Source organism: Photorhabdus sp. RW14-46 (assembly GCF_963887965.1).
GTDB classification, from domain to species: Bacteria; Pseudomonadota; Gammaproteobacteria; order Enterobacterales; family Enterobacteriaceae; genus Photorhabdus; species Photorhabdus laumondii.
Window position 1 is genome coordinate 1 of record NZ_CAWPHH010000027.1, and the last position, 22,837, is coordinate 22,837.

The window sequence follows — 22,837 nt, forward strand, 5'->3', positions numbered from 1 at the left end:
TGCTCTACCGGATCGATGGCCCCTTCGTGCCGGGCAAACCGCATGCGCTGGCCTCGTCAATAGATCAGGTCGCCTTCGCGTTCTTCGATTTTGCCAATAAACCCTTATCACTCAGTACCGGGCACCGAGGTACAGGGGCGGAAGCGAGATATGTTAAGCTCGGGGACGACAGTTATACCGCTTCAACGCAACTGTCTGTGGTACCGGTTCTGTTGAAAACTGACGGCGCCGGAGGGCTAGCCAGAGCCGTCGCGGTCATTTCCGTGTGGTCGGATGTTAACTTCGTCGACCCATCTGCTTAGTTATTGCTATCGTTGCAGCGCCGGTAGGCGCTGCAACAAGCTAGCCCTGACAACCCTAGGTAAGTCAAACGACTCCTTATATACCCTTCATCTTTCAAGCTGCTGCTTTGTTGGCTGCTTTCACTTACCCCAGTCACATAGTTATCTATGCTCCTGGGGATGCATTCACTTGCCGCCGCGCTGCAATTTGAAATCTATTGGGTATAGAGTGATTAATTTGATGAAACCTGAACAAATCAGAGTCATTAAGACAACGAATCAAACCAACGCCCCATAAATCGTCAGTAAAGCAACGACAACAATGATAGAAAAAGTCACCTTTTTCGCCAACGTCACCGCTGCAACAGGCGTTTGAGTTGAATCAAGATGGGGTTCACGACTTAATGAAAACTGAGCAAGCTGACAGAGCACTTTATATTGTGAAGTTCTTAAATCACTAAGAGAAGCAACCCACGCCGGTAAAGCCCGTTCACCATGCCCTAATAAAGCATAGGCAACGCCAGCCAGACGAGCAGGAACCCAATCCAACCAATGCAACAAGCTGTCAACACCCGATTGCGCCCGCTGAACCGGTGTACCATATTGTGCCAACCATCCCTGATAAGCCCTCAAAAAGCCATATCCCATCAAAGCAACAGGACCTAATTTACCCGCCACAATCAACCAAAAAATCGGGGCCAGATAATAGCGAAAATTTATCCATAGCAACGCATTTTGTATCTCTCGCAACATATTCTCTTTGCTGGCATCAGAGGGTAAACCATGAATAATTGCGAGACGCGTAAGATATTCCCTTTGTTGTTCCCTATTATCCTGATGAACAGTACGAAAATATTCACGATAGTCATGCCGTAAGCGCCCCGCTCCGATGCACAGCAAACAAATGAACACCCATAACACCAGTTCAAGAACACCGAACATAAAATCATTTAATATTTCAATCAGTAACCATGTTATCAACATGACTGCTAACGTCATCAACAGGCTTTTCCATAACGAAAAGGATTTCATACCGGTAAACAATGGCTCAAGACGATGCTCCAATTGCCAATGGTCACCCATTTTAAAAACTCGTTCCCACGCCAACACTAACAACAGTATAAAGAGAGTCATTCTTTCTGCTCCTGTAACAATTGCTGGTAATGTGTCCAATCGAAATAAAGTCCCAGATCAATTTTTCTTCCTAGAACAACATCATTATAGCCAGTGATATGCTCTTTTATACCCGTCATCTTTCAAGTTGCCTCTTTGTTGGCTGCACTCACTCACCCCGGTCACATAGTTACCTATGCTCCCGGGGATTCGCTCCCTTGCCGTCGCGATCCATCTTGAAATCCATAGGGTATATATCCGGGTCTACCTAATAAGCCATTGTGTCAATACAACAAAGCTTTCCCGGAGACAAACTAATACGATGAATAACCAATAAAACAGTTGCTCACCTGTGGGCACAAATCGTGTGAAAGAATTTTTCTAACTCAATTCATCATGCAACCACATTTTTTCTTTTCCTTAATCTAGATGATAAAACCAAGATAGTAGTTGTTCACTACGCAACAGGGTAGCATGTTAAGACCATCAATATTGTTATCACCTCTGGAGCTTTTTAATGACAAAACAAAATTGCAATACGGATCAGCGCCGTGCTGTTCTTATGGAACACTTGCAAAACGACATTCCTGCCAGTGTAACCCTCGCACTAAAAGAAGATCTGGGTGGAAATACAAATTTCACCGCTGATATTACCGGCCAATTAATTCCCGCAGATAAACAAGCCACCGCAGTCATTATCACTCGGGAAGATGGCATTTTCTGTGGACAACAATGGCTGAATGAAGTTTTTACTCAATTAGGCGACCAGATCTCCATTGAATGGTTAGTCAAAGATAGTGATGCAATTACAGCCAACCAAAAACTTTGCCTATTACGAGGCCCAGCACAGATATTACTGACCGGTGAACGCACCGCCCTTAACTTTATTCAAACTCTCTCTGGCGTTGCAACGGAAGTCAGTCATTATGTTCACTGCCTTACCGGTTTAAAAACTCAATTACTTGATACACGCAAAACGCTACCAGGATTACGCACCGCCTTAAAATATGCCGTACTTTGTGGAGGTGGTAATAATCACCGCCTCGGATTATTCGATGCTTTCCTTATTAAAGAAAACCATATTATTGCCAATGGCTCTATTAAACAGGCAGTAGATAAAGCTCGTTATTCTCACCCTGATGTCCCTGTTGAAGTCGAAGTAGAAACGCTAGATGAACTCATTCTGGCACTCAAAGCTAATGTTGATATTATTATGCTAGATAATTTTACTATTCCAATGATGAAAGAAGCCGTCGCTATCACATCAGGTAAAGTCGCTTTAGAAGTATCCGGTAATATCACCCTGGATACTTTGCGCAGCTATGCTGAAACAGGCATCGATTTTATTTCTGTTGGAGCACTCACCAAACATATTAGAGCATTAGATCTCTCCATGCGCTTTAATTAGCAATAATTATATTGATGGTGGTGTAAATCAGCAATTAGTTACTCACAAATTTGCGAACACCACCGTAAATATTTTTGCAAACCTTGTAATCCAAAAATTCTTTTTCGAGTCAATTCCATAATCTTCATATATCCTATTTCATTTTTTTCTCTTTCCTTCATTCTCTATATCGCAATACCACAACACGGAGAAAAAATATGAAACAACAAGGATTTACTTTAATGGAGATCATGGTTGCTATTGCTATCATTTCCATCTTAAGTGCCATTGGTATTCCTAGTTATCAAGGATATATCCAGAAAGCCGCTTTAACAGATATACTACAAAATATTGTACCTTATAAATCAGGTATAGAACTTTGCGGTTTTGAAACTGAAGATTTCAATGGTTGCAATGCAGGAGCAGTGTCAATTCCAAAAGAACATAACAGCAGATATATCGATAACATTTCAGTTAAAAATGGGGAAGTTACCATTAACGGTAAACAGAGTCTTAAAAACCTCAGTGTTACATTAAAGCCGACAAAAAATACACAAACAGGTATAATTAAATGGAATATTAAATGTGAATCGACAAACAATTCATTAAAAAGTCGTTGTCAGGAAATATTTGAATTTTAATTCATTAACCCTTATACCCTATGGATTTCAAGATGCATCGCGACGGCAAAGGAGTGAATCCCCGGGAGCATAGATAACTATGTGACCGGGGTGAGCGAGTGCAGCTAACAAAGAGACAACTTGAAAGATGACGGGTATATCAATACACACTTACACAGGAAGCAATAATGAACTCACTTTCAGCAACGGAAAATACATTAATGGAAAAAGAAATTCATGATATTTGTCAACGCCACCAATCTGTTGTGATAAAAAAAGATGATAATACGATAACAATTGCCAGCAGCGAATTACCCAATGATGATTTATTATCAGCATTACGCTTTATTTCCGGATGTATTGTTAATGTAGAAATTTGGCCACTGGCAAGGATCGAATCAGTATTACATCAAAATATTTCACTGAGTCATGTACCAGAGGAAGAATCCTCTCTATTACCACTTAAAACTGATATCAATACAGATGAAAATGATGCCCCCGTCATTCAACTTATTAATCAAACTTTATTAACTGCAATTCAACGGCGTGCATCCGATATTCATTTCGAGCCATTCCAACAAGGTTACCGTATCCGTATCCGAGTTGATGGCTCATTACACTTATTGTCTTCGCCATCTTATCAAATGAATGCAAGCATTGCCGCACGCCTTAAAATAATGGCGAAATTGAATATTGCTGAAAAACGGTTACCTCAAGATGGACAATTTGATTGGTTTGACACCCGACACAACTATGCTATCCGTATGGCAACTTTGCCAACCATACACGGAGAAAAAGTTGTGCTTAGAATATTAAATACAATGCAGCAATTATCGTTAGATCAATTAGGTATTCCTGACCCATTATTAAATCAGCTCCGACAAAAACTCGCATTACCACAAGGAATGATTTTAGTGACTGGCCCAACGGGTAGTGGGAAAACCGTAACTTTATATAGCTGCTTACAATATCTGAATCAGAATAAAAAGAATATTTGCAGTGTAGAAGATCCCGTCGAGATCCCACTGAATGGCATTAATCAGACACAAACTAATAGCAAAATCGAGCTCAATTTTGCCAAAGTATTACGGGCATTACTACGCCAAGATCCTGATGTCATTATGGTGGGAGAAATACGTGATGGCGAAACAGCCGAAATTTCAGTAAAAGCGGCACAAACAGGTCATTTGGTTCTTTCTACATTGCATACTAATTCAACCATAGATACATTATCGCGCCTACAAAATCTGGGTATTTCAGGTTATATGGCTGCTTCTTGTATCAAATTAATTATCGCCCAACGACTTGTCAGAAAATTATGTCTTCATTGCCGTAAACAACAAACAGAAGAAACCGTTATTAATATTGAAAACAATTCTCTATTTATTAATCAATGGTTAGCAGTTGGTTGTGAACATTGTTTCTCCGGTTATTATGGCCGAACGGCTATTTATGAATTTTTAGAAATAACTTATGATATTCAACAAATATTATCAGAACAGAATCCTAAAAATGTTCAAAACACCATTATGGCTCAAAGAAAAGACACTTTACTTTCATCCGGTATTTTATTAGTGGAACAAGGCATCACGACATTAGAAGAAATTTATCAAGTCACAGGTCAGGAATAGTAATGAAAATTCATTATATTTATAATTGGCAAGCAGTGAACAACAAAGGCGAAATATCAAAAGGGAAATCACTATGTGATAACAGGAAAGCTTTATATCAGCAGCTTATTCATTCTGGATTGCAACCTTATAATATAAAATGTGAAAAATTGATATTTTATCATCAACAACAAATTGCCTACCGTTTGAATTTCATTCGTCAATTGGCAACACTATTATCATCAGGAATGCCATTACTGAATTGCCTCAATATTCTTATTCGCGAATGCGCTCATCCATTATGGCATTGTGTATTATTAGATATTAGCAAGAAAATTACCCGTGGAGAATCATTTTCCTCCTCATTAAAAAATTATCCATTTCTATTCCCACCTTTATTTTGTCAACTTATTTCTGTTGGTGAGTTAACCGGGCAATTAGAAGTCTGCTGTCAATTATTGGTTAAACAACAGGAGCAACAAGATAAGTTACAGAAGAAAATAACAAAAGCGCTGCGTTATCCTCTGATTATTACCATTGTTGCCAGCATCATTATTTTATTGATGCTTATTTTTGTTTTACCTGAATTTGAACATATTTATCATTCATTTGATGCACAACTTCCTCTGCTCACCCGCAGTTTATTAATCACTTCCAACTGGCTGATTCAATACGGTGGCTATGGTGTTATTGGATTAATTCTACTGCTTCTATTTTATCTACAATTACGTCAACGCCATACAATATGGATTATTCGTGAAAAAAATCTAATGTTACGTTTACCCGTTATTGCAAAATTAATTAGTTGTCAGCAATTAGGACAACTTTTCCATATTCTGTTTATGACACAAAAAGCCGGCCTGACACTCACCGCAGGGTTAGACAGTGCTATTGCATCAATAAATCATCCGGTATTTTTGCAAGCGACTAAATTCTTACGAGCTCAAATTAATCAAGGGGTACCAATGAGCGAAACACTGAAACAACAATCTTGTTTTCCTGCTCTGTGTCAACAGTTTGTCAGTGTTGGCGAAGAATCTGGCAATCTGGAACTGTTATTAGGAAATCTTGCTAATTGGTACCAACAACAAGCATTGGAGATTTCTGATAATATGACACAGTTACTAGAACCAATACTTATAGTCATAATAGCGATTATTGTCGGTACGCTATTGCTGGCAATGTATTTACCCATTTTTCAGCTAGGTACGATACTCACCTAAAGTAAAAATGATTCCATAGCTTTGTCTCTAGGTCATCTGCCTCCTTTCGGTTACAATCCTGAAATATTATCAAGTAATATTAAGGAATAGGATGACTTATATTATTGCACTCACAGGTGGAATTGGCAGTGGTAAAACCACTATCGCCAATGCTTTTGCTGCGCTTGGTGTTCCTCTTGTCGATGCAGATATTATTGCCAGAGAAATCGTTGTTCCTGGAACGCCCGCTCTACAAGCCATCACAGAACACTTTGGTCATGACATATTGACACCCGATGGTAACCTTAACCGAGCACTGTTACGCCAGAAAATATTCACAAACAATCAAGAAAAACAGTGGGTTAATCAACTTCTTCACCCTCTAATACATCAAGAAACCCGACGGCAATTAGAACAGATAATAGCACCTTATGTTATTTGGGTTATTCCATTATTAGTCGAAAATAATTTAAGGCATCTGGCAGATCGGATTTTAGTCGTTGACGTTTCACCTGAAATACAAATCAGCCGGGTAGCCACTCGTGATGGTATTAACTACCAACAAATTGAAAATATTTTGGCGGCACAGGCATCCCGTAGCGAGAGACTGGCTTATGCCGATGACATTATCTCAAATCATGATAACGTACAGGCAATTACTCCTCGTGTTGCCGAATTACATCAACAATACTTAAGATTAGCTGAATCAGCCAGACAGGACAATCATGATGAGTGACACAACTTCTACAATCATTTTTGAACATCCACTGAATGAAAAAATGCGAGCATGGTTGAGAATTGAATCTTCCCTACAACAACTCACAAGTCAACGCCATTTAAACTCACTGGCAAGCAGCCTCGCCTTTTTCCGCACAATAACTGAGTTACTTGAAGTGCTAGAACGAGGAGAAGTACGTTCAGAATTGCTAAAAGAATTAGAACGTCAACAGGCAAAATTAAAACAATGGGCTGAAATACCCGATGTTGATATAAATATCGTCAATAGTTTCAGATTAAAATTGAAAGAGCGGGCTATTGCATTAAGTAAAGCACCACGATTAGGGCAATCCCTTAAAGAAGATAAAATTATCAGCCTAGTGCGCCAGCGCCTCAGTATTCCCAGTGGTTGTTGTGGTTTTGATCTACCCACCCTACATCTATGGCTTCACTTACCACAATCAGAAAGAGATAAAATGGTCGCATTCTGGATTGATAGTTTGCTACCTCTCCAACAAGCCCTGGACAGTATTTTAGAACTCATCCGCCAATCTGCTATTTTTCGTTCAGAAATCAGTAAAAACGGTTTCCATCAGAATACAGCAGAAGGCGCAGATTTACTGAGATTACGTTTGCCATTAACCCCTTTATTGTTTCCCCAAATTTCCGGTCATAAGACCCGCTTTGCTATCCGTTTTTTACCATTGGATAGTGAAAAAGGCTCCGTGCCTGCTCATTTACCATTTGAATTGGCATGCTGCTAATATTACGAACTAATTATCAGGAAAATTATTATGTCTGAATTACTCACGATTGAATGCCCAACATGTGGTAAAACTGTGGTTTGGGGAGAAATAAGCCCATATCGCCCATTTTGCAGTAAACGCTGTCAATTAATTGACTTAGGCCAGTGGGCAAATGAAGAGAAGCGGATACCAAGCCAAAGTGAAAACTCTGATAGTGATGATTGGAGTGGACAACCTGAGCAATAATAAATAGCCGCGTTATTAATAATGCGGCTATTGACAACTCAAGCGGTAAGTAATGCAACAATGCTGCGGTTAGCAGGCGGGAATTCATCAGCAATTAAATCTTTCTGTAATACCCACCGAGAAAGTTGCCCTTCTTTACCGAAAGGCTCATTTTCCCATTCATCCACCAAGAAGAAATACAGGGTAATCAACCTGTCAGGAAAATCATGTTCAACCGTTTTTACCAGATCATAATGAATAACTGTAATACCAATTTCTTCCTGTAACTCACGTATTAAAGCCTGTTCAGGCGTTTCTTCTTGCTCAACTTTCCCACCTGGGAATTCCCAGAACCCCCCCATATGGGCATCAGCATGACGCTGAGTAATAAAAATTTCATGTTGCGTATTTCTGATAATCCCAGCGGCTATATGTAGGTGTTTCTTTTCCATATTACTCTTACTTCTTTATCTCTTCTTTTTGATTGCTCAACAACCAAATACTATATCCAACGTTGACGTTGCTCACTTAAAACTAACAGAGTAAAAAGGCGGTTTCCCGCCTTTTCATCGTTACTGCAAGCGCCCGTGGCAATGTTTATATTTTTTACCCGATCCACAAGGACAAGGATCATTACGTCCTACTTTACGAGCTCCACTAGCAATCTGAGCTTCTGTTGTAGACATCAATGCGCCTTTTTCAACCTCATGGCTTAATTGCTGTTGCTTTGCCAAGCGTTCTGCTTCCGCCCGGCGCTGTTGCTCCAATGCCTCTACTTCTTCCGGCAATCTCACTTGAACTTTGCCCAATGTACTAATCACTTCATATTTCAGCGATTCCAGCATGTTTGCAAACATAGCGAAAGATTCACGTTTATATTCCTGTTTCGGATCTTTTTGAGCATAACCTCGTAAATGGATACCCTGACGTAGGTAATCCATTGCTGCCAGATGCTCTTTCCACAACATATCCAGAGTCTGCAACATGATACCTTTTTCGAAATTACGCATCATTTCAATGCCAACAATCTCTTCTTTACGTTTATAGACTTCAACAGCCTGTTCAAGGATACGCTCACGCAACGTCTCTTCGTGTAACTCAGGCTCTTTATCCAACCACTCTTTGATCGGCAGCTCTAAATCGAAATCAGTCACTAAACGTTGCTGCAAACCTTCTACATCCCACATCTCTTCCAGAGATTGAGGGGGAATATAAGCATCAATGGTTGCTTTAAATACATCTTCACGAATGCTACCAATGGTTTCACTAACATCACTCACATCCAACAAGTCGTTACGCTGAGCATAAATAGCACGGCGCTGATCGTTAGCAACATCATCGTATTCTAGCAATTGCTTACGTATATCGAAGTTACGGCTCTCTACTTTACGTTGAGCATTGGCAATGGCTTTGGTTACCCACGGATGTTCAATCGCCTCACCCGGTTTCATACCCAGTTTACGCATCATGCTAGTGACACGATCAGAGGCAAAAATACGCATCAGTGAGTCTTCCATTGATAAATAGAAACGGGATGATCCCGCATCCCCTTGACGCCCGGAACGCCCGCGTAACTGATTATCAATACGACGAGATTCATGACGCTCCGTACCGATAATATGCAAACCACCCGCCGCCAGAACCCTATCATGACGTTCCTGCCATGCAGCTTTAATCTCTTCAATCTGAGCTTCTGTTGGCTCGGTCAGCTTAGCAATTTCTGCCTGCCAACTGCCGCCTAGCACAATATCTGTACCACGACCCGCCATGTTAGTCGCAATGGTTACCGCGCTCGCTTGACCTGCCTGAGCAATAATGTCCGCTTCCATTGCATGAAATTTGGCGTTAAGTACGTTGTGCTCGATACCCGCGTTAGTCAGTTCACGGGAAACCAGTTCAGATTTTTCAATAGAAATAGTCCCCACCAATACCGGCTGCCCTTTACCGGTACGTTCGCGGATATCTTCAATGATAGCTTCAATTTTTTCAGCTTCGGTCATGTAAACCAGATCTGGCAAATCATTACGGATCATTGGACGGTTTGTCGGAACCACAATGGTATCAAGCTTATAAATAGAGCTAAACTCAAACGCTTCTGTATCTGCCGTACCGGTCATACCCGCCAGTTTTTCATACAACCGGAAGTAGTTTTGGAAGGTAATTGAAGCTAGGGTTTGGTTTTCATTCTGAATTTCTACACCTTCTTTAGCTTCAACAGCCTGATGCAATCCATCAGACCAGCGACGCCCCTGCATAGTACGGCCCGTATGCTCATCAACAATAATGACCTCACCATCTTTCACGATATAGTCAACATCACGGGTAAACAGTGCATGGGCACGTAGTGCGGCTGTAACATGGTGCATTAACATGATATTGGTTGGCGAATATAGGGATTCACCTTCTTCCATCAAGCTGGCTTCTGACAGTAATTGTTCAACCAAAACTAAACCGCGTTCCGTCAAGTTAACCTGGCGGGACTTTTCGTCGACAGAAAAATGGCCTTCTCCCTGGAAAGTCTCTGAATCCTCTTTTTCCTGACGAATCAATTTAGGGATCAACTTATTGACTTTGATATAAAGCTCAGAACTATCTTCAGCAGGGCCAGAGATAATCAATGGCGTCCGTGCTTCGTCGATTAGAATGGAGTCAACTTCATCCACTAGCGCATAATGTAACTTACGCTGAACACGCTCTTCCGGGCTAAATGCCATGTTGTCACGCAGATAGTCAAAGCCATATTCGTTGTTAGTACCATAGGTAATATCCGCAGCATATGCCTGGCGTTTAACGGGTGCCGGCATACCTGGCAGGTTAATACCAACACTCAATCCCAGAAATTCAAACAGTGGGCGGTTATTTTCGGCATCACGCTGCGCCAGATAATCATTCACAGTGACTACGTGAACACCACGCCCAGTTAATGCATTTAAATAAGCAGGCAAAGTCGCTGTCAGTGTTTTACCTTCACCAGTGCGCATCTCCGCAATACAACGTTCATTCAGAACCATACCACCCAGTAACTGAACGTCGAAATGACGCATAGCAAACACGCGCTTACTTGCTTCACGTACTGTTGCAAATGCTTCAGGTAACAGATTTTCCAACGATTCGCCTTTTTCTAAACGGGCACGGAATTCGGCAGTTTTACCCTTCAATTCATCATCAGACAATTTTTCAAACTCTGGCTCCATGCGGTTGATGACATCAACAACTTTACGCATACGACGCAATGTACGGTCATTACGACTACCAAAAACCTTTGTTAATAATTTAATCAGCATAGTTAATTACATCTCAGATAAGGCCGTTATTTCGCAGCCAGCAAATAGTTATTTATTTCGAAAATTTGTAAAAAAACGAAGATTCAGAGGTAAGCAGTAGGACCTGCACGGATACCTTGGGCTTTAGCAATCCAAAGCGTCAGAATATAAGAAGATTGTGATGCAACATTCAGGAACGGTATATCTAAAACCGGTTCAGGTGGCTTAGGTTCCCGAATTAATAGTGTATTCAGGGTTTCCAGCACAAGCTGCTGAATATTGGAAGAACTTAACCGGATACTTTGTTTTGCTGTTTCATCGCTCATAGGCTGCGAAATAGAAAAAGCAAAAGAAAGCTGTCTGATCACGTTACGTACAGCATGTTGTTGCCAGTAATTAACGCCATTGGCTGGCTGGTGTTGAACATTCTGCAATGAAAATAGATTATCAAAAGCCGATAAAGCCTGATTTTGCCAGCTCTGACTAGGCGAGGTATTAGCTTGTGAGATATTATCGGTAACACCCGCTAAAATGGTAGGAACGCCAATACTTGCCGCAACCACCCCTAATAACAGATGTGACCAGAAATAACGTCTGCCAAATTGTCGCCAAAGATTTAGAATACCCATTAATCCTTCATCATACCGGAGCTACTTTCATTATGCGCGATAGCCGCCCACAATCATTAGATGTTCTTTTTGAAGACGCCGCCGCCGTTGAGAAAAGCCCGCTTCATGTTATCCAGCAACGTGCCGTCGCTTTGTTAAAACTTAACCGTGCCGTTATCAGCTTGCTTCCCGCACAATTACATCCGTGGTGCCGAGTCGCTAATTATCGCAAACAAATTCTGGTACTGGAAGCAGGAAACGCCAGTTGGATGACCAGATTACGTTACGAGCTGCCAACGCTGCTTTCTACACTAAGAAGCGGAATTCTACCATCATTGTCATCTATCGACATCAGGATTAACCCATCACTCATGATTAAGCATGGCAATAGTGCGCAGAGCTTCGCAAAAACGATGAGAGATGATCATAAAACTTTACCGACACGTCAGTTAAGTCAAGAGAGTGCGAAAGAATTAATAACGCTAGCGAACCGTAGTCCAAAAAAGCTGAAGGAAAGATTAGAACGACTAGCTGCACTGGCCGGAGAGAGTGCCAGTACAGCTAAAACGACTAAGCGATAACGCTAAATAAATTTAAGTGCTAACGCTGAATAGTGCTAACGCCGAGTAAAAAACATCAGCGAAAATAAAATCACTGATAACATAACCCACTGATATATCATTAAATTATTATCAGCATACTAGAGAGTTATGCCATTACAGTTGATGGAGCACGAAAAGCCAATGGCATTTCAGCTTCATCTTCGAAAGTAGTCAGCTCCCATGCACTTTCTTGCGCCAGAACTGCCTGCAATAGTTTATTGTTCAACGCATGACCAGATTTGAACGCAGTAAATGCGCCAATGATGTTATAGCCACACATAAACAGATCACCAATTGCATCCAGCATTTTATGGCGGACAAATTCGTCTTCAAAACGCAAGCCATCTTCATTAAGCACACGATAGTCATCAACAACAATCGCACAATCAAAGCTGCCACCTAAACACAACCCTTTAGATTGTAAGTACTCAATATCACGCATAAAGCCAAATGTACGTGCACGACTGATTTGACGAACAAACGCCTCTGCCGAGAAATCCAGACAGTAACGTTGAGTGCTTGAATCAATCGCAGGGTGATTGAAATCAATAGTGAAATCCAGACTGAAACCATTATAAGGTGTCATCTCTGCCCACTTATCACCCTCCTCAACGCGCACGGTTTCCTTAATACGCAGGAATTTTTTAGATGTGTTCAGCTCTTCAATACCCGCATCCAGCAGCAGGAAAACAAATGGGCTGGCACTACCATCCATAATGGGAATTTCTGGCGCATCAACTTCGATAATAATATTATCGATACCTAACCCCGCAAGCGCTGCATTCAGGTGCTCAACCGTTGAGATTCGCACGTCATGCTCATTTACCAGGCAAGTACAGAGCATAGTATCACGCACGGATTTTGCATCTGCCGGAAAATCAACCGGTGGATTCAAGTCAGTACGGCGATAGATGACCCCGGTGTTAGCCGGTGCTGGGCGCATTGTTAGTGTGACTTTTTTACCGGTATGTAAACCGACACCAGTCGCCTGAACAATACGTTTAAGTGTCCTTTGTTTGATCATCGTTTTATCTCGCAATATTATCCATCCTGCCAATCACTATACACTATGATTGGCGGGCAAGTTTAGCACAAAAAGCGGAGAATCCAATTTTTTAGCTATTAATCGGCCTGTTTACGCAAAAATGCAGGAATATCCAAATAATCGGGCTCCTTACTCGTTTGTACGCTTTGGTCATTCACCACTTTTGCTGCTGGTTTATTTTCTTCAGACAATGAAGACATACCGCCAGACATTTGCTGATGACGGTGTTCCATTACGCTTGACTGAGAAGATTTATTGGTAACCAACGTAATTTCAGGACGTTTATCCATACCAATACCCGTGGCAACCACAGTCACCCGCAACTCATCATTCATGTCTGGATCCAGAGAGGTACCGATCACGACAGTTGCATTATCAGATGCAAATGCACGGATCGTGTTACCCACTGTTTCGAACTCATCCAAACGCAGATCAAAGCCAGCAGTAATGTTAACCAAAACACCACGAGCGCCTGACAAGTCGATATCTTCCAGCAATGGGCTGGATATCGCCATCTCAGCAGCTTCTTCCGCACGATCTTCGCCCTGCGCAATACCGGAACCCATCATGGCGTAGCCCATTTCGGACATCACGGTACGCACATCAGCAAAGTCAACATTCATTAGACCTGGACGCGTGATCAGTTCAGCGATACCCTGAACCGCACCTTTCAAAACATCATTAGCTGCGCCGAAAGCGTCCAGTAGTGAAATGCCGCGGCCAAGCACTTTTAACAGTTTGTCGTTAGGGATAGTAATCAATGAATCTACATGCTTAGACAATTCAGTGATCCCTTGTTCGGCAAACGCCATGCGCTTCTTACCTTCGAAATTGAAAGGCTTAGTCACCACAGCAACTGTCAGAATCCCAAGCTCTTTTGCAATTTCAGCTACCACAGGTGCTGCGCCAGTACCAGTACCACCACCCATACCGGCAGCGATAAATACCATATCTGCACCATCAAGTGCGGTGCGCAATGCATCACGATCTTCTTGAGCAGCAGTACGACCAACTTCCGGGTTTGCCCCAGCCCCCAAACCTTTAGTAATACCATTACCAATCTGGATAGTCTGGCCGACAGCAGTTTTACGCAATGCCTGGGCATCCGTATTTACTGCAAAGAATTCAACACCTTCGATGCGTTCACGCACCATGTGCTCAACAGCGTTACCGCCGCCACCGCCGACGCCGATGACTTTAATCACCGCGTCATTGGTTAATTCTATTGGTTCAAACATATAGTTTCTCTCCGCTTTGTGCCTTTATATCGAGACTAAAAAAACTCAGCCTCTGTATAAAATTAAAACTCTTTTTTCAGCCAGCTACTGACTCTCTTAAACCAACGGCTCACTGAAACATGTTTTTCAATATCCGCATCACCATTAAGATGAGAGGCTTTTCCGTAATGCAGCAACCCTACCGCTGTTGAATAATAGGGTTGCTGCGCATAGTCCGTCAGACCAGTAATATTAAGAGGTTGGCCGATACGCACCTGAGCATGGAACACACGCTGAGCACATTCAGCCAAACCATCAATCTGAGCACCACCGCCAGTCAAGACAATACCCGCCGCCAGATGGTGTTTAACCCCCTGCTGGCGTAACTGTTCCTGCAATCGCAAGATTTCATCATTCACTAAATTCAGTAATTCGATGTAACGCGGCTCAATGACTTCAGCCAACGTCTGACGCTGTAAGCTACGTGGTGGGCGTCCACCGACACTAGGTACCTCCACACTTTCATCTTTGCTGACCAACGAACCTAGTGCACAACCGTGGCGTACTTTTATCGTTTCTGCATCGCTTGGTGGCGTACCAAAGGCATAAGCAATATCACTGGTGACAACGTTACCGGCATAAGGAATAACTTTGGTATGACGCAACGCTCCGCCGGTATACACCGCAATATCCATCGTCCCGCCGCCAATATCTACCACGCAAACGCCCAATTCACGCTCGTCTTCGGTCAAAACAGCATAGCTGGCAGCCAACCCGGAAAAAATAAGCTGGTCGACTTTCAAACCACAGCGTTCAACCGCTTTTGCAATATTTTTCGCCATATCATTATGACAGGTAATCAAGTGAACTTTCGCCTGCATACGCACACCGGAAAGCCCCACCGGATTTTTAATACCTTCCTGATAATCGATAGCATATTCTTGCGGAATAACATGCAGTATTCGGTATTCATCACGTACACGAACTGATTTGGCAGTATGAACAACATTGTCTACATCTTCCTGAGTAACTTCCTCTTCGGAAATAGGAACCATCCCGATTTCATTCTGACAACTGATATGTTTTCCAGATAACGCCAGATAAACAGAGGAAATTTGACAATCTGCCATCAATTCAGCCTGATCGATAGCCCGCTGTACACATTTAACAACCGACTCCAGGTCGTTTACACCGCCTTTATCCATACCGCGGGATGGACAGCTTCCCACCCCGATAATATTAACCATACCATCGGGCAGAATTTCACCAACAAGGGCAGATACCTTTGCTGTGCCAATCTCTAGGCCAACTACTAATTTTCTGTCCGTCGATTTGATCATCGTTGTTCTGCCTGCCTCATATAATTATTGCCAGTAATTGTTTATTGCCTTTTGACCGGAGCATTAGGATCACCAATGGGTAAAGGCGCCCAACCTACCGCGGCACCACTGTCATAACGCAAATCCACGTAATCTACCCTTTTCTCTGTGTTCTGCTGTAACAGCGGATAAAGCTCGATAAAACGTTTAATACGGCCTGTTGTATCCATTCTTCCCAGCTTTAGCTGGATACCATTATCCAGAGTCAGTTGCCAGGAACGACGCGCAGTCATTGCCGCCGATTTTAATTTCAGTTTATTGGCAGCGAGAAGTTTAGTCATGGCCCGGTAACCATCAAGGACTTCTTTTTCACTGCCTTGTGGGCCATAAAGCATCGGAAAATACCCTTTAGCTCCCCATTCAGCCGGAATGCTGAATACCTGACCTTCGGCATCCAGCATCTGTGTGTCATTCCAGCGCACATAAGGAACATATTCTACCAGATGAATTCTCAGTTCATCAGGCCACTGTTTACGGACAGTGACTTGCCTTACCCACGGCATCCGTTCAATTTGTTGCTGAATGATATTCACATCCTGCGTCATGAAAGTTCCCGGTTGCCCTAATGACAAAATTGCCCGCCGGATATCATCGTTGGTCGTGTAGTGACGCTCACCCGTTACCACCAGTTTTGAAATAGGCAATCTGTTAGCATCTTTCATCCAGTTAAGGACGGCCAAACCTCCCCAAATAATGGTCCCAAGTACCATCAGGAAGAAGATAAGCCCTGCCAGGTAAGAGCCGTTACTAGGACGGGAACTGCTACTTTCATTATCCCGTCCCCTCACTTTCAGGGCCGCTTGAGACATATCAATCAGCCAACTCCAAAATCTTTACCACCAACTGTGAAAAACTTAATCCAGCCTGACGCGCAGCCATCGGCACCAAGCTGTGGCTGGTCATCCCCGGAGAGGTATTCACTTCCAACAGATAGAAATCACCATCAGTATCCATCATGACATCAACTCGCCCCCAACCACTGCATCCAACTGACTGATAAGCTTTAAGCGCCAGTTCTGCCAATTGCTGCTCTTTTTCATCACTTAAGCCACTTGGACAAAAATATTGTGTTTCTTCAGACCAATATTTTGCATCATAGTCATAAAAAACAGCAGCGGGTTGAATACGAATAGAAGGTAAAGCCGTATCACCAAGGATGGCTACTGTGTATTCCGGGCCGTGCAACCATTTTTCGACCAGCAAGTCAACGTCATAACGAAACGCAGCCTCTAATGCACCACGCAACTCCGAAATCTCATTAACCTTAGTCATACCAACACTGGAACCTTCCAGACTTGGCTTAACAATTAATGGCAAACCTAAATCTGCTACATATTCTTGGAGTTGAGAATCAGTCAATCGTTCAACTTGCTGAGAATTAATTGAAACATACGGCGAAACAGCCAACCCAATTCCCTGCCATACCTGTTTTGTACGCAATTTATCCATTGACAGTGCAGAGGCCATCACGCCACTACCGGTATAGGGTAACTGCAAAAATTCCAATACCCCTTGCAAAGTACCGTCTTCCCCACCACGCCCATGAAGCGCGATAAAAACTTTCTCAAATCCGGCCTCTTTAAGTTGAGTCACAGGAAAATCTTTTGTATCAACTGGATGTGCATCAATACCCGCTTCTCTCAATCCAGCCAACACGGCTTGTCCCGATAACAGCGAAACTTCACGCTCAGCGGAAGTTCCTCCCAACAGTACCGCGACTTTCTCAGCCATTGTGTTTTTCCTCATTCAAAGATGGCTGTAATTTTGTTTCAGCCAGATTACGCGCTATTTTGCCTATATTGCCGGCCCCTTGAACCAGAATTAAATCATGACCATCCAGCACCTGTGCCAACACAGCGGTCACTTTTGCCGGATCAGAGACCAAAATCGGATCTAACTTACCGCGGCTACGGATAGTACGGCACAACGAACGACTATCTGCTCCCGGAATAACCACTTCACCCGCAGAGTAAACATCCAACATCAGCAATACATCTACCTGATTCAATACATTGGCAAAGTCATCGTACAAATCACGGGTTCGGGTATAACGATGAGGTTGAAATATCATCACAATCCGTTTATCCGGCCAACCAGCACGAGCGGCTTTAATGGTTGCATCCACTTCCGTTGGATGATGACCATAATCATCAACCAACATTGCGCTACCACCTTTGCCGTTAACATGTTCCAGAGAAAAATTCCCCAAAAAATCAAAACGGCGCCCGGTTCCCTGAAAACCTGCCAACGCCGCCAAAATATCACTGCCAGAAATCCCTTCCTCAGTCGCAACAGCCACTGCCGCCGCCGCATTCAGCGCATTATGGCGACCCGGTGCATTCAATACGACTTTCAGATCCGCCATATCTTGACGACTAACAGTAAAATATCCCTGAGCACCTTTTTGCTGATAATGGGTAATACGTACGTCCGCTTCCTCGCTAAAACCATACGTCGTGATATAGCGACCAACACGAGGAATTAACTCTTTGACAACCGGATCATCAATGCACATGACTGCACGCCCGTAAAAAGGTAAGTTGTGCAAGAAGTTGATAAACGTCTGTTTCAAGTTTTCGAAGTCACCATGATAGGTATCCATATGATCTGCTTCGATATTCGTAATGACCGCCACCATCGGCTGCAAATGCAAGAAAGAAGCATCACTTTCGTCAGCTTCCGCAATTAAATAACGGCTACTGCCAAGACGAGCATGCGTTCCTGCTGCTTTAACTAAACCACCATTAACAAAAGTGGGATCTAAACCAGCCTGTGCATAGATGCTAGAAATCATCGCTGTTGTTGTCGTTTTACCGTGAGTCCCGGCAATAGCAATACCATGACGGTAGCGCATCAGTTCTGCCAACATCTCTGCTCTGCGAATAACCGGAATTCGGGCCTCACGAGCAGCAACAATTTCCGGGTTATCCGCCAAGATTGCGCTTGAAGCCACAACAACACTGGCATCCAGTATATTTTCAGGACGATGATTAAAATAAATCTGAGCGCCCAATTTAGTCAGTTGCCGAGTTACCGGGTTTGGTGCCAAATCAGATCCACTAATCTGATAACCTTCATTAGCCAACACTTCGGCGATCCCCCCCATGCCAGCACCACCAATGCCAACAAAGTGGATGTGCCTGACTTTTCTCATCTCAGGCACGAAAGCTCTTAATTTCGCCAGTTGTTGTGTATTCACGTTTTCTTCTTCGCTATATATGTTTGCTTCACCGCCCCTTTTAAGGCGGTCTAAATCATTTTTTTGCTGCATCGATCAATGCCGCCGATACTCGCTCAGTTGCATCAACAATTGCTGCTGAACGGGCTTTTTCCGCCATTTCCAGCAATTGTGGCCGTTGCCACTGAGTTAATAATTCGATTACTGCATCAACTGTAAATTGGGGTTGCTCCAGTATTTTCGCTGCGCCAACTTTTTCTAGAGGTAACGCATTCCAGTATTGCTGACGATCTTTATGCTGAAATGGCACAAAAATCCCGGGTAATCCCGCCGCTGACACTTCACTAACCGTCAACGCGCCAGAACGACAAATCACCACATCAGCCCAGGCATAAGCTTGTGCCATATCGTCAATAAATTCAGTAATCTTATGTTCGCATTTAACTGAATTGTCATAGGCATTCTGAACACTTTCTTTAGCCCCTTTGCCTGTCTGATGCCAAAGAGTAATTTTATCACCCATACGGGCAGCAATTTCAGGCATTGCCTGGTTAAGAATTCTCGCCCCCTGACTGCCACCAACAACCAGAACCCGAATCGGACCTTCACGCCCTGTCAAACGTTGTTCAGGTATAGGCAGTGCCAACACATCTTCGCGAACAGGATTACCAACAACGGGCGCTTTTGGAAATGCGCCGGGAAATGCTTGTAAAACAGTCGTAGCGATTTTAGCCAGCCACCGGTTTGTCAGCCCGGCAATACCATTCTGTTCATGCAATACAACCGGAACACCGCACATCCACGCAGCAATGCCACCGGGACCAGAAACATATCCTCCCATGCCAAGCACGACATCTGGCTGATAGCGACGCATAATCGCCTTTGCCTGACGGATTGCTTTGAAAATTCGGACCGGGGCAGCCAACAATGCTTTGATCCCTTTACCTCGCAGACCAGAAATCTGAATAAATTCAATATCAATGCCATGTTTTGGCACTAAATCGGCTTCCATACGATCCGCTGTTCCCAACCAGAGAACGTCCCAGCCCTGATCTTTTAAATGATGAGCGACAGCCAGCCCTGGGAAAACATGTCCTCCAGTTCCACCTGCCATCACCATCAAACGCCGGGTTTTGCCACTCATCGGGGGCTCCTTACAAACGCTTGAGCTTTTGCCAAGCGTGTTTCAAAATCAATTCTTAATAGCAATACGATAGCTGTCGACATAATCAGCAAACTTGAACCACCGTAACTAATCAAAGGTAAAGTCAAACCTTTAGTCGGTAACATACCTGCGGCGGCCCCAACGTTAACCAGAGCTTGGAAACTAAACCAAATACCCACCGAACAAGCCAGAAAACCCGAAAAACGCTGATCCATCTGTAATGCGCGACGACCTATCGTCATTGCGCGAAAAGCGACGAAGAATATCATTAACAACACCAAAACCACACCTACGTAACCTAATTCTTCTGCTAAAACAGAGAAAATAAAGTCAGTATGTGCTTCCGGCAGGTATTCCAGTTTCTGGACTGAATTTCCTAGTCCTTGCCCTAAAAATTCCCCACGACCAAAAGCCATCAAAGATTGCGTTAATTGGTAACCTTTGCCGTATGGATCTTCCCAAGGATCCAGAAAGGAAGTTACACGGCGTATACGGTAAGGTTCAGCAATGATTAACAAAACCACCGCGAATACCCCTGAACCAATAATTGCTAGAAACTGCCATAACTTTGCCCCGGCCAGAAATAGCATTGCCAACGTTGTTACAAACAGTACAACCACTGTCCCCAAGTCGGGTTGAGCCAGAAGTAACACCGCTAACACGACCATCACACCCATTGGCTTACAGAATCCCCAAAAGTTATTCCGCACTTCTTCTACTTTGCGCACCAAATAACTGGCGAGGTAGCAAAATAGAGAAAGTTTCGATAACTCAGCAGGTTGAATTCTCAAAGGCCCAATGGCAATCCAACGCGATGCCCCATTGACTGAATTTCCCACCACCAGGACAACCAGCAACAAAATAACGGAAACAAGCAGCATCAGATTGCTATAGCGTTGCCAGAAATCCATCGAGATACGCAATGTGATCAATGACAACCCGAAAGCCAGCAAGAGATAAATTGCATCACGCTTAGCAAACAGAAACGGGTCTTCTGCAAGACGCTGCCCAACCGGCATCGATGCTGATGTCACCATAACAAAGCCGATAATTCCCAATCCGAGTGTCAGCCAAACCAGTGTGCGATCATACAACACCATATTGGTGGCATCAGTTTCACGGCCACCAATAACCCAGTCTTTTAATCTACTGAATCCCGGAATAGACATCAGCCCAACTCCTCTGCCAAACGGGTAAACTCATGACCACGCTGTTCAAAATTACGAAACTGATCAAGGCTTGCACAAGCAGGAGATAACAACACCATGTCGCCAGCCACCAGACGCGGAGCAATATCACGTATCGCCTGTTCCATAGTTTCGGTCAATGTCGCTATTTCCGGGCGTAGTTGCGCCAACTGTTTTCCATCTCGACCAAAGCAGTAAAGCTGAACTTTATTCCCACAAAGGAAAGGTTTAAGCGGAGAAAAGTCTGCCGACTTGCCATCACCACCTAACAGCAAATAAAGCGTTCCCTCCAGATTCAGACCATCGAGCGCCGCCATCGTACTGCCAACATTGGTCGCCTTAGAATCGTTAATCCAACGCACTCCTTTGTTCAGACGAACAAGCTGGAAACGATGGTCAAGCCCCGGATAAACCGTCAATGTTGCCAAACTGGCTTCACGAGGAATACCAACCGCATCAGCTAAAGCCAATGCAACCAACCCATTGACGTAGTTATGTCGTCCAGTCAGCTTAATTTCATTTGTCGCCAGCAGTGATTGGTTGTGAACTTTCAAAAAAGCATTTTCACTATCAAGCTGGTAGTCACCACAATCGACACCAAAGCTGACACAACGGCTATCCATACCCATTTCAGGCAGTGTCAGGGGATCTTGAGCATTCACAATGCATCTTTTCGCCTGATGATAAATCCTCAGTTTAGCCGCCCGGTACTGAGATACCCCCTGAGGATAACGATCCATATGGTCCTCAGTTACATTAAGCACAGCGGCGGCTGTTGCGTTCAGGCTATATGTAGTTTCCAACTGGAAACTGGAGAGCTCTAAGACATAAAGCTGACAAGATTTCTTCAACAATTCTAATGCAGGTAGGCCAATATTACCGCCAACACCCACCTGCCAATTAGCCGCTTTCGCCATTTCACCGACAAGACTGGTAACAGTACTTTTACCATTAGAACCGGTAATGGCGACTATCGGGGCTGTTGCTTCACGGCAAAACAACTCGATATCACCAACAATTTCAATACCTGCATTAGCCGCAGCCTGCAATTCCGCCGTTGCCAAGGCAATGCCCGGGCTTACGACAATCAAATCAGCATCCATCAACCAGTCAGCATTCAGGCTCCCACTGTGACACTCAACACCATCGGGCAGTTTATCCTTGCCGGGTGGTGCCGTACGAGTATCCATCACACGAGGGATCACGCCTCGTGCCATAAAAAAGTCAACACAGGAGAGACCCGTCAGCCCCAACCCGATAATGACGACTTTTTTACCCAAATAATCCGCCAT

Annotated in this window: 23 protein-coding genes and 1 pseudogene; 9 read left to right on the plus strand and 15 right to left on the minus strand. The window is 43.5% G+C overall.

Annotation, left to right across the window (positions count from 1 at the left end; translation table 11 throughout):
• Positions 1 to 302, plus strand: a pseudogene (locus tag AACQ38_RS17955) (hypothetical protein); the annotation flags it as partial.
• Here the strand turns inward: AACQ38_RS17955 and AACQ38_RS17960 are convergent.
• From AACQ38_RS17960 to AACQ38_RS17970, 3 genes are all read right to left on the minus strand, one after another.
• The gene (locus AACQ38_RS17960; RefSeq protein ID WP_165578739.1) at positions 299 to 439 is read right to left on the minus strand and encodes a hypothetical protein; all 141 of its coding nucleotides are present in this window, start codon (positions 437 to 439) and stop codon (positions 299 to 301) included. The pseudogene AACQ38_RS17955 and the gene AACQ38_RS17960 sit on opposite strands and share 4 nt — an antisense overlap.
• Before the next feature lie 121 nt (positions 440 to 560).
• Entirely contained in the window at positions 561 to 1,415 is an 855-nt protein-coding gene (ampE, locus tag AACQ38_RS17965; RefSeq protein ID WP_113024671.1) for a beta-lactamase regulator AmpE, read from the minus strand.
• The gene (locus AACQ38_RS17970; protein WP_255562350.1) at positions 1,412 to 1,534 is read right to left on the minus strand and encodes a hypothetical protein; all 123 of its coding nucleotides are present in this window, start codon (positions 1,532 to 1,534) and stop codon (positions 1,412 to 1,414) included. The genes ampE and AACQ38_RS17970 overlap by 4 nt, the downstream gene beginning before the upstream one ends.
• A 377-nt stretch (positions 1,535 to 1,911) precedes the next feature.
• Here AACQ38_RS17970 and nadC point away from each other — a divergent pair, with 377 nt between their 5' ends.
• From nadC to yacG, 7 genes are all read left to right on the plus strand, one after another.
• Positions 1,912 to 2,802 (plus strand): carboxylating nicotinate-nucleotide diphosphorylase, encoded by an 891-nt coding sequence (nadC, locus tag AACQ38_RS17975; protein WP_011147800.1) that lies wholly within the window; start codon positions 1,912 to 1,914, stop codon positions 2,800 to 2,802.
• Between the two features lie 197 nt (positions 2,803 to 2,999).
• The gene (gene ppdD, locus AACQ38_RS17980; RefSeq protein WP_165578741.1) at positions 3,000 to 3,422 is read left to right on the plus strand and encodes a prepilin peptidase-dependent pilin; all 423 of its coding nucleotides are present in this window, start codon (positions 3,000 to 3,002) and stop codon (positions 3,420 to 3,422) included.
• 167 nt (positions 3,423 to 3,589) lie between these two features.
• On the plus strand, positions 3,590 to 5,032 hold the full coding sequence (gspE, locus tag AACQ38_RS17985; RefSeq protein WP_011147802.1) for a type II secretion system protein GspE: 1,443 nt from the start codon (positions 3,590 to 3,592) through the stop codon (positions 5,030 to 5,032).
• Positions 5,033 to 5,034: 2 nt separating this feature from the next.
• Positions 5,035 to 6,234 carry a protein transport protein HofC gene (hofC, locus tag AACQ38_RS17990; protein ID WP_058589399.1) on the plus strand — a complete coding sequence of 400 codons (1,200 nt, stop codon included), beginning with the start codon at positions 5,035 to 5,037 and terminating at the stop codon, positions 6,232 to 6,234.
• Positions 6,235 to 6,325: 91 nt separating this feature from the next.
• Complete coding sequence (coaE, locus tag AACQ38_RS17995) at positions 6,326 to 6,949, plus strand: dephospho-CoA kinase (RefSeq protein WP_058589400.1); 624 nt, start codon at positions 6,326 to 6,328, stop codon at positions 6,947 to 6,949.
• On the plus strand, positions 6,942 to 7,694 hold the full coding sequence (gene zapD, locus AACQ38_RS18000) for a cell division protein ZapD (RefSeq protein ID WP_011147805.1): 753 nt from the start codon (positions 6,942 to 6,944) through the stop codon (positions 7,692 to 7,694). The genes coaE and zapD overlap by 8 nt, the downstream gene beginning before the upstream one ends.
• A 30-nt stretch (positions 7,695 to 7,724) precedes the next feature.
• A complete protein-coding gene (gene yacG, locus AACQ38_RS18005; protein WP_011147806.1) occupies positions 7,725 to 7,922 on the plus strand; it encodes a DNA gyrase inhibitor YacG in 198 nt (65 codons plus the stop codon).
• 38 nt (positions 7,923 to 7,960) lie between these two features.
• On the opposite strand, the gene mutT is transcribed toward yacG, so the two are convergent.
• The 3 genes from mutT to secM all read right to left on the minus strand — a co-directional run bounded on the left by mutT (position 7,961) and on the right by secM (position 11,793).
• Complete coding sequence (gene mutT / locus AACQ38_RS18010; RefSeq protein WP_058589401.1) at positions 7,961 to 8,353, minus strand: 8-oxo-dGTP diphosphatase MutT; 393 nt, start codon at positions 8,351 to 8,353, stop codon at positions 7,961 to 7,963.
• A 120-nt stretch (positions 8,354 to 8,473) separates the two neighbouring features.
• Complete coding sequence (gene secA, locus AACQ38_RS18015; protein ID WP_165578743.1) at positions 8,474 to 11,185, minus strand: preprotein translocase subunit SecA; 2,712 nt, start codon at positions 11,183 to 11,185, stop codon at positions 8,474 to 8,476.
• An 83-nt stretch (positions 11,186 to 11,268) separates the two neighbouring features.
• Positions 11,269 to 11,793 (minus strand): secA translation cis-regulator SecM, encoded by a 525-nt coding sequence (secM, locus tag AACQ38_RS18020; protein ID WP_058589403.1) that lies wholly within the window; start codon positions 11,791 to 11,793, stop codon positions 11,269 to 11,271.
• A 32-nt stretch (positions 11,794 to 11,825) separates the two neighbouring features.
• Here secM and AACQ38_RS18025 point away from each other — a divergent pair, with 32 nt between their 5' ends.
• Positions 11,826 to 12,353, plus strand: coding sequence for a DUF721 domain-containing protein (locus tag AACQ38_RS18025; RefSeq protein WP_011147810.1), 528 nt, complete (start codon positions 11,826 to 11,828; stop codon positions 12,351 to 12,353).
• A 127-nt stretch (positions 12,354 to 12,480) separates the two neighbouring features.
• Here AACQ38_RS18025 and lpxC read toward each other — a convergent pair whose 3' ends face one another.
• From lpxC to murD, 9 genes are all read right to left on the minus strand, one after another.
• Positions 12,481 to 13,398, minus strand: a complete 918-nt coding sequence (gene lpxC, locus AACQ38_RS18030; RefSeq protein ID WP_011147811.1) for a UDP-3-O-acyl-N-acetylglucosamine deacetylase — start codon at positions 13,396 to 13,398, stop codon at positions 12,481 to 12,483.
• A gap of 98 nt (positions 13,399 to 13,496) precedes the next feature.
• Entirely contained in the window at positions 13,497 to 14,657 is a 1,161-nt protein-coding gene (ftsZ, locus tag AACQ38_RS18035) for a cell division protein FtsZ (protein WP_011147812.1), read from the minus strand.
• Positions 14,658 to 14,719: 62 nt separating this feature from the next.
• Positions 14,720 to 15,976 (minus strand): cell division protein FtsA, encoded by a 1,257-nt coding sequence (gene ftsA, locus AACQ38_RS18040; RefSeq protein ID WP_011147813.1) that lies wholly within the window; start codon positions 15,974 to 15,976, stop codon positions 14,720 to 14,722.
• A gap of 41 nt (positions 15,977 to 16,017) precedes the next feature.
• Positions 16,018 to 16,824 (minus strand): cell division protein FtsQ, encoded by an 807-nt coding sequence (ftsQ, locus tag AACQ38_RS18045; protein WP_165578744.1) that lies wholly within the window; start codon positions 16,822 to 16,824, stop codon positions 16,018 to 16,020.
• Position 16,825: 1 nt separating this feature from the next.
• The gene (locus AACQ38_RS18050) at positions 16,826 to 17,746 is read right to left on the minus strand and encodes a D-alanine--D-alanine ligase (protein ID WP_165578745.1); all 921 of its coding nucleotides are present in this window, start codon (positions 17,744 to 17,746) and stop codon (positions 16,826 to 16,828) included.
• A complete protein-coding gene (gene murC, locus AACQ38_RS18055; RefSeq protein WP_011147816.1) occupies positions 17,739 to 19,214 on the minus strand; it encodes a UDP-N-acetylmuramate--L-alanine ligase in 1,476 nt (491 codons plus the stop codon). Before murC ends, AACQ38_RS18050 begins: the two co-directional genes overlap by 8 nt.
• Positions 19,215 to 19,269: 55 nt before the next feature.
• Positions 19,270 to 20,337 (minus strand): undecaprenyldiphospho-muramoylpentapeptide beta-N-acetylglucosaminyltransferase, encoded by a 1,068-nt coding sequence (gene murG, locus AACQ38_RS18060; RefSeq protein WP_165578746.1) that lies wholly within the window; start codon positions 20,335 to 20,337, stop codon positions 19,270 to 19,272.
• A complete protein-coding gene (ftsW, locus tag AACQ38_RS18065) occupies positions 20,334 to 21,527 on the minus strand; it encodes a cell division protein FtsW (protein WP_011147818.1) in 1,194 nt (397 codons plus the stop codon). Before ftsW ends, murG begins: the two co-directional genes overlap by 4 nt.
• A complete protein-coding gene (murD, locus tag AACQ38_RS18070; RefSeq protein ID WP_113024657.1) occupies positions 21,527 to 22,837 on the minus strand; it encodes a UDP-N-acetylmuramoyl-L-alanine--D-glutamate ligase in 1,311 nt (436 codons plus the stop codon). The genes ftsW and murD overlap by 1 nt, the downstream gene beginning before the upstream one ends.

Bases quoted from the DNA above. Each gene is read 5' to 3' on its own strand.
- ampE (WP_113024671.1), bottom strand. From the start codon at position 1,415: ATGACTCTCTTTATACTGTTGTTAGTGTTGGCGTGGGAACGAGTTTTT.
- secM (WP_058589403.1), bottom strand. From the start codon at position 11,793: ATGGGTATTCTAAATCTTTGGCGACAATTTGGCAGACGTTATTTCTGG.
- ftsQ (WP_165578744.1), bottom strand. From the start codon at position 16,824: ATGTCTCAAGCGGCCCTGAAAGTGAGGGGACGGGATAATGAAAGTAGC.
- AACQ38_RS17970 (WP_255562350.1), bottom strand. From the start codon at position 1,534: ATGACGGGTATAAAAGAGCATATCACTGGCTATAATGATGTTGTTCTA.
- AACQ38_RS18025 (WP_011147810.1), top strand. From the start codon at position 11,826: ATGCGCGATAGCCGCCCACAATCATTAGATGTTCTTTTTGAAGACGCC.
- ftsZ (WP_011147812.1), bottom strand. From the start codon at position 14,657: ATGTTTGAACCAATAGAATTAACCAATGACGCGGTGATTAAAGTCATC.
- mutT (WP_058589401.1), bottom strand. From the start codon at position 8,353: ATGGAAAAGAAACACCTACATATAGCCGCTGGGATTATCAGAAATACG.
- ftsW (WP_011147818.1), bottom strand. From the start codon at position 21,527: ATGTCTATTCCGGGATTCAGTAGATTAAAAGACTGGGTTATTGGTGGC.
- murD (WP_113024657.1), bottom strand. From the start codon at position 22,837: ATGGCGGATTATTTGGGTAAAAAAGTCGTCATTATCGGGTTGGGGCTG.
- secA (WP_165578743.1), bottom strand. From the start codon at position 11,185: ATGCTGATTAAATTATTAACAAAGGTTTTTGGTAGTCGTAATGACCGT.
- yacG (WP_011147806.1), top strand. From the start codon at position 7,725: ATGTCTGAATTACTCACGATTGAATGCCCAACATGTGGTAAAACTGTG.
- ppdD (WP_165578741.1), top strand. From the start codon at position 3,000: ATGAAACAACAAGGATTTACTTTAATGGAGATCATGGTTGCTATTGCT.
- coaE (WP_058589400.1), top strand. From the start codon at position 6,326: ATGACTTATATTATTGCACTCACAGGTGGAATTGGCAGTGGTAAAACC.
- AACQ38_RS18050 (WP_165578745.1), bottom strand. From the start codon at position 17,746: ATGGCTGAGAAAGTCGCGGTACTGTTGGGAGGAACTTCCGCTGAGCGT.
- hofC (WP_058589399.1), top strand. From the start codon at position 5,035: ATGAAAATTCATTATATTTATAATTGGCAAGCAGTGAACAACAAAGGC.
- lpxC (WP_011147811.1), bottom strand. From the start codon at position 13,398: ATGATCAAACAAAGGACACTTAAACGTATTGTTCAGGCGACTGGTGTC.
- nadC (WP_011147800.1), top strand. From the start codon at position 1,912: ATGACAAAACAAAATTGCAATACGGATCAGCGCCGTGCTGTTCTTATG.
- zapD (WP_011147805.1), top strand. From the start codon at position 6,942: ATGAGTGACACAACTTCTACAATCATTTTTGAACATCCACTGAATGAA.
- murG (WP_165578746.1), bottom strand. From the start codon at position 20,337: ATGAGTGGCAAAACCCGGCGTTTGATGGTGATGGCAGGTGGAACTGGA.
- ftsA (WP_011147813.1), bottom strand. From the start codon at position 15,976: ATGATCAAATCGACGGACAGAAAATTAGTAGTTGGCCTAGAGATTGGC.
- gspE (WP_011147802.1), top strand. From the start codon at position 3,590: ATGAACTCACTTTCAGCAACGGAAAATACATTAATGGAAAAAGAAATT.